14 protein-coding genes are annotated in these 12,403 nt (G+C 62.5%); 9 read left to right on the top strand and 5 right to left on the bottom strand.

Annotated elements, in window-relative coordinates; genetic code table 11:
• The first annotated feature begins 12 nt into the window (after nucleotides 1–12).
• The 3 genes from PQR67_RS28650 (at nucleotide 13) to PQR67_RS28660 (ending at nucleotide 3,525) form a co-directional block, all read left to right on the top strand.
• A complete protein-coding gene (locus tag PQR67_RS28650; RefSeq protein ID WP_408466212.1) occupies nucleotides 13–1,722 on the top strand; it encodes an FAD-dependent oxidoreductase in 1,710 nt (569 codons plus the stop codon).
• 50 nt (nucleotides 1,723–1,772) lie between these two features.
• On the top strand, nucleotides 1,773–2,009 hold the full coding sequence (locus PQR67_RS28655; RefSeq protein WP_408466213.1) for a DUF2783 domain-containing protein: 237 nt from the start codon (nucleotides 1,773–1,775) through the stop codon (nucleotides 2,007–2,009).
• A 193-nt stretch (nucleotides 2,010–2,202) separates the two neighbouring features.
• Complete coding sequence (locus PQR67_RS28660) at nucleotides 2,203–3,525, top strand: MFS transporter (protein ID WP_408466214.1); 1,323 nt, start codon at nucleotides 2,203–2,205, stop codon at nucleotides 3,523–3,525.
• 22 nt (nucleotides 3,526–3,547) lie between these two features.
• Here the strand turns inward: PQR67_RS28660 and PQR67_RS28665 are convergent, their stop codons facing one another.
• On the bottom strand, nucleotides 3,548–4,399 hold the full coding sequence (locus PQR67_RS28665; protein ID WP_408466215.1) for a class I SAM-dependent methyltransferase: 852 nt from the start codon (nucleotides 4,397–4,399) through the stop codon (nucleotides 3,548–3,550).
• A 74-nt stretch (nucleotides 4,400–4,473) separates the two neighbouring features.
• Here PQR67_RS28665 and PQR67_RS28670 point away from each other — a divergent pair, with 74 nt between their 5' ends.
• Nucleotides 4,474–4,950, top strand: a complete 477-nt coding sequence (locus PQR67_RS28670) for a helix-turn-helix domain-containing protein (protein WP_408466216.1) — start codon at nucleotides 4,474–4,476, stop codon at nucleotides 4,948–4,950.
• Between the two features lie 77 nt (nucleotides 4,951–5,027).
• The gene (locus PQR67_RS28675; RefSeq protein WP_408466217.1) at nucleotides 5,028–5,726 is read left to right on the top strand and encodes a 4'-phosphopantetheinyl transferase family protein; all 699 of its coding nucleotides are present in this window, start codon (nucleotides 5,028–5,030) and stop codon (nucleotides 5,724–5,726) included.
• A 25-nt stretch (nucleotides 5,727–5,751) separates the two neighbouring features.
• Here the strand turns inward: PQR67_RS28675 and PQR67_RS28680 are convergent, their stop codons facing one another.
• The 3 genes from PQR67_RS28680 to PQR67_RS28690 form a co-directional block, all read right to left on the bottom strand.
• On the bottom strand, nucleotides 5,752–6,606 hold the full coding sequence (locus PQR67_RS28680) for a 4'-phosphopantetheinyl transferase family protein (RefSeq protein ID WP_408466218.1): 855 nt from the start codon (nucleotides 6,604–6,606) through the stop codon (nucleotides 5,752–5,754).
• A gap of 12 nt (nucleotides 6,607–6,618) precedes the next feature.
• A complete protein-coding gene (locus PQR67_RS28685) occupies nucleotides 6,619–7,098 on the bottom strand; it encodes a hypothetical protein (RefSeq protein WP_408466219.1) in 480 nt (159 codons plus the stop codon).
• A 127-nt stretch (nucleotides 7,099–7,225) separates the two neighbouring features.
• Nucleotides 7,226–7,888: a nitroreductase family protein gene (locus tag PQR67_RS28690; protein WP_408466220.1), complete on the bottom strand. Its 663-nt coding sequence runs from the start codon at nucleotides 7,886–7,888 to the stop codon at nucleotides 7,226–7,228.
• A 257-nt stretch (nucleotides 7,889–8,145) separates the two neighbouring features.
• Here PQR67_RS28690 and PQR67_RS28695 point away from each other — a divergent pair, with 257 nt between their 5' ends.
• Both PQR67_RS28695 and PQR67_RS28700 read left to right on the top strand, forming a co-directional pair.
• Complete coding sequence (locus PQR67_RS28695; protein WP_408466221.1) at nucleotides 8,146–9,381, top strand: YbfB/YjiJ family MFS transporter; 1,236 nt, start codon at nucleotides 8,146–8,148, stop codon at nucleotides 9,379–9,381.
• An 88-nt stretch (nucleotides 9,382–9,469) separates the two neighbouring features.
• A complete protein-coding gene (locus tag PQR67_RS28700) occupies nucleotides 9,470–10,615 on the top strand; it encodes an alpha-hydroxy acid oxidase (protein ID WP_408466222.1) in 1,146 nt (381 codons plus the stop codon).
• 144 nt (nucleotides 10,616–10,759) lie between these two features.
• On the opposite strand, the gene PQR67_RS28705 is transcribed toward PQR67_RS28700, so the two are convergent.
• Complete coding sequence (locus PQR67_RS28705; RefSeq protein WP_408466223.1) at nucleotides 10,760–10,924, bottom strand: FmdB family zinc ribbon protein; 165 nt, start codon at nucleotides 10,922–10,924, stop codon at nucleotides 10,760–10,762.
• A gap of 289 nt (nucleotides 10,925–11,213) precedes the next feature.
• On the opposite strand from PQR67_RS28705, the gene PQR67_RS28710 reads away from it, so the two are divergent.
• Together PQR67_RS28710 and PQR67_RS28715 are read left to right on the top strand one after the other, a co-directional pair.
• A complete protein-coding gene (locus PQR67_RS28710) occupies nucleotides 11,214–12,140 on the top strand; it encodes an ATP adenylyltransferase family protein (protein ID WP_408466224.1) in 927 nt (308 codons plus the stop codon).
• A gap of 36 nt (nucleotides 12,141–12,176) precedes the next feature.
• Nucleotides 12,177–12,347: a hypothetical protein gene (locus PQR67_RS28715; RefSeq protein WP_408466225.1), complete on the top strand. Its 171-nt coding sequence runs from the start codon at nucleotides 12,177–12,179 to the stop codon at nucleotides 12,345–12,347.
• The last annotated feature ends 56 nt before the right edge of the window (nucleotides 12,348–12,403 follow it).

Raw genomic sequence — 12,403 nt, forward strand, 5'->3', positions numbered from 1 at the left:
CGGAGACACAAGATGAGCATCAACTACCAGACGCTGTCGTTCGACTATCAGCCGTGCCGCGAACAAAGCGGGCCAAGCGGCGCGGATCAGGCGCCCTATCCCGTGATCGTGGTCGGCGCGGGGCCGGTGGGCCTCGCTACCGCGATCGATATCGCGCAGCAGGGCGTGCCGGTCGTGCTGGTGGACGACGATTGTTCGTTGTCCACCGGTTCGCGGGCGATCTGCTTTTCGAAGCGGTCGCTCGATATCTTCGACCGGCTCGGCTGCGGGCAGCGCATGGTGGACAAGGGCATTAGCTGGAATGTCGGCAAGGTGTTCCTGAAAGATGAACTGGTGTACACGTTCAATCTGCAGCCTGAGGCGGGTCATCATCGGCCCGCGTTCATTAACCTGCAGCAGTACTACGTCGAAGGCTTTCTGCTCGAGCGCGCGCAGGAGATGCCGAATCTCGAGATCCGCTGGAAAAGCAAAGTGGTTGGCGTGCAGCAGAGCGGCACGCCAGGCACGCAGGACGCCAGCGTGACGCTGACCGTCGATACACCCAACGGTCAGTACCCGCTACGCGGCCGCTATGTGGTGGCCGCCGACGGCTCGCGCAGTCCGATGCGCAATCTGATGGGACTCGACAGCAAGGGTGTCACCTTCAAAGACCGCTTCCTGATCGCCGACGTGAAGATGGAAGCGGAGTTTCCGACCGAGCGGTGGTTCTGGTTCGATCCGCCGTTCCATCCGAATCAATCGGTGTTGCTGCATCGTCAGCCGGATAACGTGTGGCGGATCGATTTCCAGTTGGGCTGGGACGCCGATCCGGTGCTGGAAAAAACGCCGGAGCGTGTGATTCCGCGGGTGCGTGCGTTGCTCGGGCAGGATGCGAAGTTCGAGCTGGAATGGGTGAGCGTTTATACGTTTTCGTGTTTGCGCATGGACCGCTTCCGGCACGGCAACGTGTTGTTCGCGGGCGATTCCGCGCACGGCGTGTCGCCGTTCGGCGCGCGCGGTGCGAATAGCGGCGTGCAGGACGCGGAGAACCTCGCATGGAAACTGGCGATGGTGCTCGAAGGCAAAGCATCCGACACCTTGCTCGACACGTATGCAAGCGAGCGCGAATTCGCCGCGGATGAAAACATCCGCAACTCCACACGTTCGACCGATTTCATTACGCCGAAGAGTCCGGTGAGCCGCGTGTTCCGCGACGCGGTGCTGAAGCTCGCACGGCATCATCCGTTCGCGCGTCAGTTGACGAACAGCGGCCGCCTGTCGGTGCCGGCAGTGCTGCGTGATTCCCCGCTGAATACACTGGACAGCGACAGCTTCGAAGGTCCGATGGTGCCGGGGGCATCGTGCGTCGATGCGCCGGTTCATGCGGCCGGGCAACCGGCCTGGCTGCTGCAGCAACTCGGCCAGCAATTCACCGGCGTGCTGTTCTGCGGCGCGCAAGGCCTCGATCAGGCGACGCAAGCTGCGCTGGAAGCATTGCGAAGCGGGCCGATTCCGCTGAACCTCGTCGTGGTGACGAGTGGCGATGTGCAGGTCGCGGCGGCCTCGGGCGCGAAGGTGGTGTACGACGTCGACGGTCTTGCAGCCGCACGTTACGACGGTCAACCGGGCACCTTCTATTTGATCCGCCCGGATCAGCATGTCTGCGCGCGCCAGCGGCAACTCGACGTGAGCCTGGTGGAAGCTGCGTTGAAGCGGGCGTTGCGCGTGGACGGCACGGCCTGAGGGTAGGGCACACCCAGCACATCGGCAAAAGAAAAGAGCAGGAGACAGTCATGGCATTGAACACGCAACCCAATCTCACCCGCCCCGATGATTTCTACGAGGCGCTGATCGACATGCATCGCGATCTGGACGACGCGCAGAGCCAGTCGGCCAATGCGCAACTGATCCTGTTGCTCGCCAACCATATCGGCGATCACGTGATACTGCTCGAAGCGATGCGGCACGCACGTGAAGGCGTGACGGATGGTTCGGCGCAAGGCGCACAGACGCATTCGCTGGCTGCCTGAACATGAGTTACGGCAAGCGGTAGTAATAAGAACGCTGTACACGCGTGGCCGTTCGAGCCGCGCGCAATTCACCACGGCGAGTGGCGCACCTATGCCGTCACATGCCATTCCGTTCCAGTAGAAAACAGAAACGCGGCGCATCAAGACGCCGGACCCACTGGGTCCGCTGGACCCTCACGTTTGGAGATAACTGATGAGCCAATCCCTCGCCCCCGCGCTGGGCGCATCCGCCGTTGCGCACGACGATCTGTTATATCGCAAGGTTTCGAAGCGGATCATTCCGTTTCTATTCCTCTGTTATGTGGTGTCGTTTCTCGACCGGATTAATATCGGTTTCGCGCAATTGCAGATGAAACATGACCTCGGTTTCAGCGATGCCATGTACGGTTTGGGCGCAGCGGTCTTTTATATCGGCTACGTGCTGTGCGAAGTGCCGAGCAACATGCTGCTGGCGCGCTTCGGCGCGCGTCGCACGTTCACGCGGATCATGCTGTTGTGGGGCATTGCATCGGTCGGCATGATGCTGGTGTCGAAGCCCATGCACTTCTACGTGCTGCGTTTCATGCTGGGCGTGTTCGAAGCGGGTTTCTTCCCCGGCATCGTGCTGTATCTGACCTACTGGTACCCGGCGCGGCGGCGCGCAGCGGTGCTGTCGATTTTCTTCGCGGGCGTCGCCGTAGCGGGGGTGCTCGGTGGCCTGATGTCCGGCTGGATCATGCGCGATATGGGCGGCGTGATGGGGCTGTTCGGCTGGCAGTGGATGTTCGTGATCGAAGGTGCGCCGGCCATCGTGCTCGGCTTGCTCGCCGCATTTTATCTGGTCGACGGTCCGAAGCACGCAACGTGGCTCAGCGCGGATGAGAAGGCGCAATTGATCGCGCAGCGCGACGAAGATCGCCGTGGTTCGTCCGACGCACATTCGTCGCGCTCTGTCGTGCAGGCGCTGCGCAATCCGCGGGTTTATCTGTTCGCGTTCATCTATTTTTCGCTCACCTGCGCCTCGCTGACGTTGAACTTCTGGATGCCACTGATGATTCGCGACTTCGGTGTTCACGACGTGCTGGCGATCAGCCTGTACACCGTGATTCCGAATGCGATCGGCGCAGTGGGCCTGATTCTGATTGCGCGCCACTCGGATCGTCGTGGTGAACGGCGTCGGCACTTCGCGGTTTGCACAATCGGCGGGGGCATCGCGCTGTCTCTGCTGACACTGCATTTGAGCAGCTTTGCGGCGATGCTCGCGATCCTTTCAGTAGCCGCCGTGTTGATTTTTGCCGCGTTGCCGATCTTCTGGACCGTACCGTCGGGTTATCTGTCCGGCACTGCGGCGGCGGCCGGGATTGCGCTGATCAGCAGCATCGGTATTACGAGCGGGATTGTCAGCCCTTGGGTGATCGGTCTGATCAAGACGCACACCGGCAGCATGGACAATGCGTTGTATCTCTTGACCGCGTTGCTGTTTGTCAGCGGTGTGGCGTTGCTGATTGGCGTGCCGAAGGAAGCGAAGCGTACCTGAGGCTTGCCTCCCAAGGCGCGGCTCACGCGGCCGACGCCCGAGCGCCGACCATCCAGCAGGCGGCGGTGTAGCGAACCTCGGTGCCGTGCACGTAGGGATCAAAGGCATCGCGGACGGTTTCGATCACTTGCGCGCGGGTCCGTTCGTCCGCGTTTTGAAGGATCAAGCCGACGGGACCAAGCCGCGTGAAGTAATCGGTCAATTCGCTTTTGGGCAAAGTGCAGTCCACATCGAGTGGCTGGATGTCGATCCCGGTCCAGGCGCTCTGTTCGAGGATGGACGACACCTTGTCTGGGTCCGCGAAAGCGAACTGTCCCGGCGCGCCCGGCTGGCGCACCGGCAAACCCGGCAGCAGTGGCGCGGCGGCGCGCTCGGCGGTGGTCATGAACGGATTGTCCGCGGCACTTCGCCAGACGATGCAGCGCAGCTCGGCGCCGTCGCTGGCGGCCCGCCGCAGGTTCGTGAAGGCGGCGACCGGATCGTCGAAGAACATGACGCCCAGGCGCGACATGATCCTGTCGAAGCTCGCGGGCTCGAAGGCGTGGGTCTGCGCGTCCGCACAGATGAAGCTTGCCGTCGAGCGCTCCCGTTCGGCGCGCGTTCGAGCGGCGGTGATCATCGGTGCTGAAATATCGGCGCCGACGCAACGCCCCTTCGCACCAAGCTGTCGCGCCGCGGCCAGTGTCGTGCTGCCCATACCGCAGCCGACGTCGAGGACACGCGGCCCGGACCCGGCGCCGATGCCGTCGACGAGCAAATCTTCGAAAGGCTTGAACATCTGGTCGAGCACCTGCTGCGCCGCCACCCAGGCGCGTCCGGAGCTACCGTTCCAAAGCGCCGCCTGCGTATTTGCGTTCGGGTGATTGGCATCCATGGTCGTTGTCCTGTGTTTGCCCTCGGGGAGCGGAAGCTACACTATGCGAGTTCAAGTCGACTTGAGGTCAAGGAATGATCACGCTAGACATTGCCGAGGTGGCGCAGCAATCCGGTATTCCCGCATCGACGCTGCGATTCTACGAGGAGAAGGGGTTGATTGCGTCCACCGGCAGGCGAGGGCTGCGCCGTCTGTTCGATGCCAGCGTGCTGGACCGGTTGGCATTGATCGCCTTGGGGCGTGCCGCGGGTTTCTCGCTGGACGAGATCGCGCTGATGTTCACGCCGGACGGGCAGCCGCGCATCGATCGACAGATGCTCATGCTCAAGGCGGACGAACTGGACAGGACGATCCGCAAACTGAGCGCCATGCGTGATGGCCTGCGGCACGCTGCCGTCTGCCCCGCACCGAGTCATATGGAATGTCCCACTTTCCGCCGCATCCTGCGGGCCGCCGGGTCGGGTGCGATTGGCGCGGCGCGAAAGAAGAGGAGTCCGCCACCACCGGTGAACGCATCTTCTCCGCGATCCCCTCTTCGGGGCAAGAGATAGAACCGGTTTGAACGTCATATCGGGTAGAGTCGCGCATAGTCCCTTGCATCCACGCGCCTAGCGTCCGAACCTTCGCGATGTATTCAATCGAACCTGTTTCATTGCAGCATAACGGTCCGTCCGATGTTTCGTTGTGGCGGGTCGATTTTGCTTTCGACACGTCGTTGGATGATGCCGTCTTCGCTCCGCTCAGCGACGAAGAACGCGTCAGAGCGGCGAACTTTCGCCGCCACGAAGACGCGCTGCGGTTTGCCACCGTGCGCGTGGTGCTACGCGAGCAACTCGCGCGACATCTCGGGATCGCGGCACATGCCGTCCGATTCAAGCTCGATGAGAACCGCCGTCCCCGTCTCGCCGATTCCGACGCATACGACTTCAACGTCTCGCACTCAGGCGCGCATGGATTGATCGCGATGTCGCCGTCCCGGCGTGTCGGCGTCGACATCGAGCAATGCAGTGATAAATTCGATTGGCGTTCGATTACATCGCTAACGCTCGACGCGAGCGAAACAACGTGGATCGAGCAACAGGACGCCGCGCAGCAGGTCAGTGCGTTTTACGACGCATGGGTCGCGAAAGAAGCGCTCGTCAAAACAACGGGCGTAGGCATCACACGCGGCTTGCAGCATCTGACGGTGCTGCCGCGCGACGGCGCGCAGGTGATACTGCGCAATCAGATTCCCGATGACGTGCGCGAGCTTGCCGCGCGCTGGATCGCGGCGCCAGCGGGCTATTTCGCCTGCGTGGCGTGGTCGGCGAAAACGTTCGTGCAATAGAAGGCGTGCGTGACGCGCGAGGTGTCTACTTGCCTGATTCGCCAAACACCATAGCCTTCGGCCATCCAATCGCATGTACTTGCGTGACGGCTTGCGCAAGCGCGACCGCCGCGCGAATCTTGCCCGACATCGGCAAATCGAGCACATGCCAGCGGCCATGCCCGGCCAGATCGAATGCGCCGAACGCGGCTTCGCTCGACAGCAGATCCAGATCGATATCGACGGGCGCATAGCGCAACGCATTGCACAAGCTGCCGTAACGGGCGCGTCGGCGTGCGCCTTCCGGGGTGTCGTCGAGCGCGGCGCCAGGCGAGGGGACGACGACGCTTAAGCCCAGCGTTGCCGATGCAATGCCGATCACGATCCAGATACCGCCGTACGCAATATCGATCGTGATGCCGCGACCGTCATGCGGATGGCGCGCGCGCAGTTTCTCGTTGCCGTCGTCCTGCAAATCGACGGCGTGCGGTTCGCAGTCGAACAGATGCGCGACGATCCAGCGCGTCACCACGCGGGCGCTGATAAAGCGTTTGCGCAGCGCCGAGTTCGGATGAAGCCGTGCGCGTTCGCGCTCGCTCTTCGACAGCCACGCATCGCCTTCCTGCACCGGCACCGGTAGCCATTCGCAACGGAACCGCCACAGATGCAACTCACCCGCGCGTGGCGCGGCGATGCTGCGCGGATAGTGGCGCGTTAGTGCATGCGAGACGAATTGCGGCAGGGCTGCACCGGCAATAGCGTGTGCGGTTCGAACAGGTTGAGCCGGTTGTTCTGGATGAACGAGTCGAGCAGCTTGCAAGGCGTTTGCGCTATTCGTCGCCTGCGAGCCGATACTGTCACGCGCACGCGACGGAGCGAGAGAAGCGAGTTCCAACGGCATACGCTTCGTCCCTCAATGCATATACGTGACACGGCGCGCTTGCACGTCGAGCTCGATCCCAGCGTCGAGCAGGTCGATGGCAAACCAGCGAATCAGCTTCAACACGCCACTGACGGCCGGCCCCGGCAGCCATTCGTTCAGCATGCGCAACGCAGCGCCGCTATGCGTTTTTTGCAGCAGCGCGATGGTTTGCAGAATCACGGCTTCATCCTTGCCGAGATCGCTGGCGCAGCGGCATCGCATGTCGAGCGGACGATAGGACACGTGCATCAGCGAACGCATCAGCAGATCGAAATGTTCGATGCCATCCTGCCGCAGCCCCACGCCGCTCAGGATGTCGCGCCAGTGCACGCCGCCGCGCGCCGTTTCGCAAGCCGGCCGCAGCCAGGTGCGTACTGCGCTGAGGACTGTGCGATCGGGCGCGTCAGCGCTATCCGCGACGTGATCGTCGACCAGTTCGGGACGGCTGCTGTATTGAGAGCGAAAGTTCATCGATGCTCCTGAATGGACACGGTCCAATGAGTCGCGCCGGCCGGATCGGATGAGAGCCGCGTCGCAGGCCAGCGCATGTCGCTTGCGACGGATAGGCGATGACGCAGGGTTTGCGTCAGGGCGTGCTTCAAGGTGTGGCGGGCTGCGCCGGCAGCCATTCGCGTACGTGTTCGCCGCGTGCCGGACGCGCCGGTTCCTGACCCGGTGTTTTCGGCGTGCCGACAAACAGGAATCCCAGTAGCCGCTCGTTCGGGGCGAAGCCCAACGCGTCGTGCAGTCGGGGCTCATAGCAGTCCGGTCCGGTGGCCCAGAAGCCGCCATAGCCGAGCGCATGGACGGCATTCAACAGGTTCATCGTGGCCGCGCCGACCGCCAGCAATTGCTCGATTTCGGGTACTTTCGGATGGGCCGAGAGCGCCGCGCCGAGCGCGATCACGAGCGGCGCCGCGAATGCCTTCTGGCGTCGATGCGCATGCGCCGAGCGCGGCTCGTCGGGCGAACGGGCGCAGGCAAGGTCGACCAGCACGTCGCCGAGCTGGTTGCGTGCGTCGCCGCGGATCGTGACGAAGCGCCATGGCCGCAGATTGCCGTGATCGGGCGCGCGCAAGGCGGCGTCGAAGATCAGATCGAGTTCGGCGTTAGCCGGCCCCGGCTCGGTGAGCGGCCAGTGAGACTGACGCGACAGCAGCATGTCAAGCGCGGCCCTCGTCCTGGATCCGGCGGCGGACTGAGGTGCTGCGGCGGTACGTTCGCTTTCGGTTTCTGAACGGCTGATGTCGAGCGTGGTCATGATTTTGGTATTCGGCTGAGGGTATGGGCCTCATGATGGGGCATTTTCCTAGTAAATGCAAATCATTCGCATTTAGAAAATGAATTGGACAGAGTACTGCATCGCGGATTGGCACAGGTTGCGGCTGACGCGAAAGCCTCGTAGCCGAGCGTCGGGCGCTGATCTGCAACTAACGGTCAACCGCGCAAGGCGCCCCCAGCTATGATGGCGAAATGCCGCAGCCGGCCTGCCGCATCCTTGTCTACCCACGCTAGCCAATGCCAACAAAAACTCGAGACACCGCACCGATCCCCTATCCCACTGAAGCGGCGCAGCGCCTGCCCACCTTGATGCTGGCCGTCGGCCTGTCGTTAGGCAGTGCGATCGCGCTAGGGCTTGCCCGCTTTGCGTACGCGTTGCTGTTGCCGTCGATGAAACTCGACCTCGGCTGGAGCTTTGCGCAAGCTGGCGCGATGAACACCGCCAATGCGCTGGGCTATCTGCTGGGCGCGCTCGCCTTTCCGCGGCTCGCGCGCCGCTGGTCGACCGGTGGGCTGTTCGGCGCCGGCTGCGCGGCCACGGCGCTTCTGATGGCCGTTAGCGGTTTGCTGGCCGACACGCATTCGCTGCTCGCGTTGCGCGTGATCACCGGCGTGAGCAGCGCGGCGATTTTCATCAGCGGTGGCGTGCTGGCGGCGCGGCTTGCGTCTGCGAGGCCGCACGAGGCGGGCCTGGTGCTCGGCCTGTATTACGGCGGGACCGGATGGGGCATCGTCGCTTCGTCGGTGCTGGTACCCGTGACGATTCGCAATGTCACACATGGCTGGCAGTTTGCGTGGTTCGCGCTGGCGGCGGCGTGCGCGGCATTTGCCGCGATTGCCGTCGGCGCCGCGAGGAAAATCGAAAACGTCCATGCAGTCGGGTCTTCCGCCGCGCATGCTGCCGATACCGCTGACGCGCCGCGTTGGCCGCGTTTCAGCCCCGCACTGGCGGGTTATGGATTGTTCGGTGTCGGTTATATCGGCTACATGACGTTCATTGTCGCGCTGCTGCGCAACGCGGGCATGAGCGCGGCGGTGGTGACGGGCTTCTACCTGTTGCTCGGCGTGGCGACCGTGGTATCGGCGCGCCTGTGGTCCGGCCTGCTCGACCGGATGCGTGGCGGGCATGCACTCGCGATACTCAACGCGTTGCTCGCGGTGGCGACGCTGCTGCCCGCGTTGTTCACGCAACCGTGGGTGGCGTTCGTCTCCGGCCTGTTGTTCGGCGCGACGTTTCTCTCGGCCGTCGCGTCGACCACGGCGTTCGTGCGCCACAATTTGCCGGTCAGTCACTGGGCTAAGGGCATCAGCGCATTTACGATCGTGTTCGCGTTCGGACAGATCGTCGGGCCCATGGTGATCGGCTGGGTCTCGGATGGCGCCGGTCTCGCTCGCGGGCTGGTTTATTCCGCGTTGCTGCTGGCCGCCGGCGCGGTGCTGGCTGCGTGCCAGAAGCCTTTGCGTGAAGCCTGATTGAATTGTCCTTAGGAATTACCGGAATACCGGGTGACGGTCTTCACAACGTACACTCGTTCCCTTATTCCCTGCGCTGAGAGAAACCGTGCCTGTCATCACCTGCATCGAAGATTTACGCGTGCTCGCTCAACGGCGTGTGCCGCGCATGTTCTACGACTACGCCGACAGCGGCTCGTGGACCGAAAGTACCTACCGCGCCAATGAAAGCGATTTCCAGCGCCTGAAGCTGCGCCAGCGTGTGGCGGTCAACATGGCGGGCCGCACCACGCACACGGAAATGGTGGGTCAGGCGGCCAGCATGCCGGTGGCGCTCGCACCGACGGGGTTGACCGGCATGCAGCATGCCGACGGTGAAATCCTCGCTGCGCGTGCGGCGGAGAAGTTCGGTGTTCCGTTCACCTTGTCCACCATGAGCATCTGTTCGATCGAGGACGTAGCGGCCCAGACTACTAAACCGTTCTGGTTCCAGCTTTACATGATGCGCGACCGCGATTTCATCGTGCGGTTGATCGAGCGTGCCCGCGCGGCAGGGTGTAGCGCCTTGATGCTGACGCTGGACCTGCAGATCCTCGGCCAGCGCCACAAGGACATCAAGAACGGGCTCTCGGCGCCGCCAAGGTTGACGCCTGCGAACCTCATCAACCTCGCGACCAAACCGCGCTGGTGCCTCGGCATGCTTGGCACGTCGCGGCGCACCTTCGGCAATATCGTCGGTCATGCGAAGGGCGTGGGCGATCTCTCGTCTTTGGGTTCGTGGACTGCCGAGCAGTTCGATCCGACGCTGAGTTGGGCGGATGTGGAATGGGTCAAGAAGCAGTGGGGCGGCAAGCTCATTCTGAAAGGCATCATGGATGCTGAAGATGCGCGCCTTGCCGCCGACAGCGGCGCCGACGCGTTGATCGTCTCCAACCACGGCGGGCGTCAACTCGACGGTGCGCCCTCGTCGATCGCGGCACTCCCCGAGATCGCACGCGAGGTCGGCTCGCGCATCGAAGTGTGGATGGACGGCGGAATCCGTAGCGGACAGGACGTGCTGAAAGCCGTTGCGCTCGGCGCGAAAGGCACGCTGATCGGACGCAGCTTCCTCTACGGCCTGGGGGCCATGGGGGAAGCGGGTGTCACACGGTGCCTGGAGATCATCCAGAAGGAACTGGACATCACCATGGCCTTTTGCGGCCACACCGACATTCGTCAGGTGGACGAGCGAATCCTGCTGCCTGACAGGGGTTGAAAGGCGCTGAAAGGCGTTGAAGCCGGACGGCCGGCGGCGCGTTATGTCGTGAGCACATGCTTACGCCTGCGCGTGGCTTTGCACTTCAGCCGCGCGCGTCGTTTGCGGAAATGGAACGCCGCCAGTGATGCGAGGTAAGAGAACTCAGCTCTTTCTGGACGTCTTGGCGACAAACGGCGTCGGTACGTGCTGACAGGTCTCGCTTCCGCACTTCGGGCAGCGCGGATGAGCGCTCTCATGCTCAGCGAGATGTTCAGCGTGCTCGAACAACTCGCCGCACTTCTCGCAACGATATTGGTACGTCGGCATTGTTTTCTCCTCCAATACGAATCTCACTCGCACTGGCGAGGCGGGACTCGCCGGCACGATCCAGTACCGTGAAAATTCATTCTAGTGCAGCCAATGCGCAGTCATGCGTCTCATCTTGCACAGTGCCCACTGGCAATGACGATGCCACCCGCGACCCGCGCTTTCACTGATGGCGGGTTCGTACTAGGCTTGATTGTGGAAGGCGGTCGCCGGCTGACGAAAGCTGGCGAACCGGAACCCGCTGGCCTCCGCCGCGGGCCGCTGTCTTGTGATCTTTCTGGCCTGAACCGTGGAACATCCGCATTTCCAACCCGGCACCCTATGGCCAGCCATCCTGCGCCAGACTGAGCATGCGCTGCGTTGTGGCGCACTGCGGTCGATCGAGACAACCCAGACGCTAATCGAAGATCGCGGCATACGCTTTCTTATCCGCCAGGTCTCAAGCCTCGCTCGCAAGGAAGAGGCGCGGCAGGTGCCCGGAGACAACGAAACCGGCAAGGGGGGAACGCGCAATGCGTTCAATCCGTTCCTTCCTTATGATCCCGACCTCTTTGTGGCGGATCTCTCGGACACACACCTCGCTTTGCTGAACAAATTCAACGTCATCGATCATCATCTGCTGATCGTTACCCGTTGCTTCAAGTCGCAGGACGCACTGCTCGATCTTGCTGATTTCGCTGCATGGGCCGCGTGTATGGCGGAATTCGACGGCCTCGGTTTCTACAATGGCGGTGCGCAAGCCGGCGCGAGTCAACATCACAAACATCTGCAGATCGTGCCGCTGCCGCTCGCGGAATCAGGTCCGCCGATTCCCATCGAGTCTGTTCTCGAGTTCGCGGATATGGAAGGCTCGATTGGCAGATTGCCCGGTCTGCCGTTCCGGCATGCGTTCGCCTATCTGGAACGGGGACTTGCCGCTTCGACGCAAGCCGCACACGCGGCGCTCGATTGCTACCACGCGTTGCTCGAAGCGGTCGGCCTGCGCGCAATCGAGGTGAATGGCGAACTGCACCAATCAGCGTCATACAACCTGCTTATCACCGCGCGATGGATGCTGCTCGTGCCACGTTCCTCGGAGCGCGTGGAGGGAATTTCGGTGAATGCGCTGGGATTTGCGGGGTCGCTCTTCGTGCGAGACGCAGCGCAGATGCAAGTCATCAGGGGGCTCGGGCCGATAACCGCGCTGGAGCGCGTTGCTATTTCTCCGATCGCCTAAAATATAAGCATGGTTCTGACCTCAAAGGAGGTTGCCATGACCCAGTCGATGATGAGTTTTGTAGTAGGAATCGTGGTGGTGCTCTGCCTCGTGGTAATTACAACGGCACGCTACAGGCGTGAACACAAGGACCAGCCGAATAATCAGCCGGTGGCCCGCTGGCTGCACGCGCATCCGATCAAGGACTGGCTGCACCATAAACACTGAAGACGTGGGTGTTCCATTCCGCTGCGCTATGGGTTAAGCCGGCGCAGCGGCAACGT

Source organism: Paraburkholderia fungorum (assembly GCF_046026025.1).
Taxonomy (GTDB): Bacteria; Pseudomonadota; Gammaproteobacteria; order Burkholderiales; family Burkholderiaceae; genus Paraburkholderia; species Paraburkholderia fungorum_E.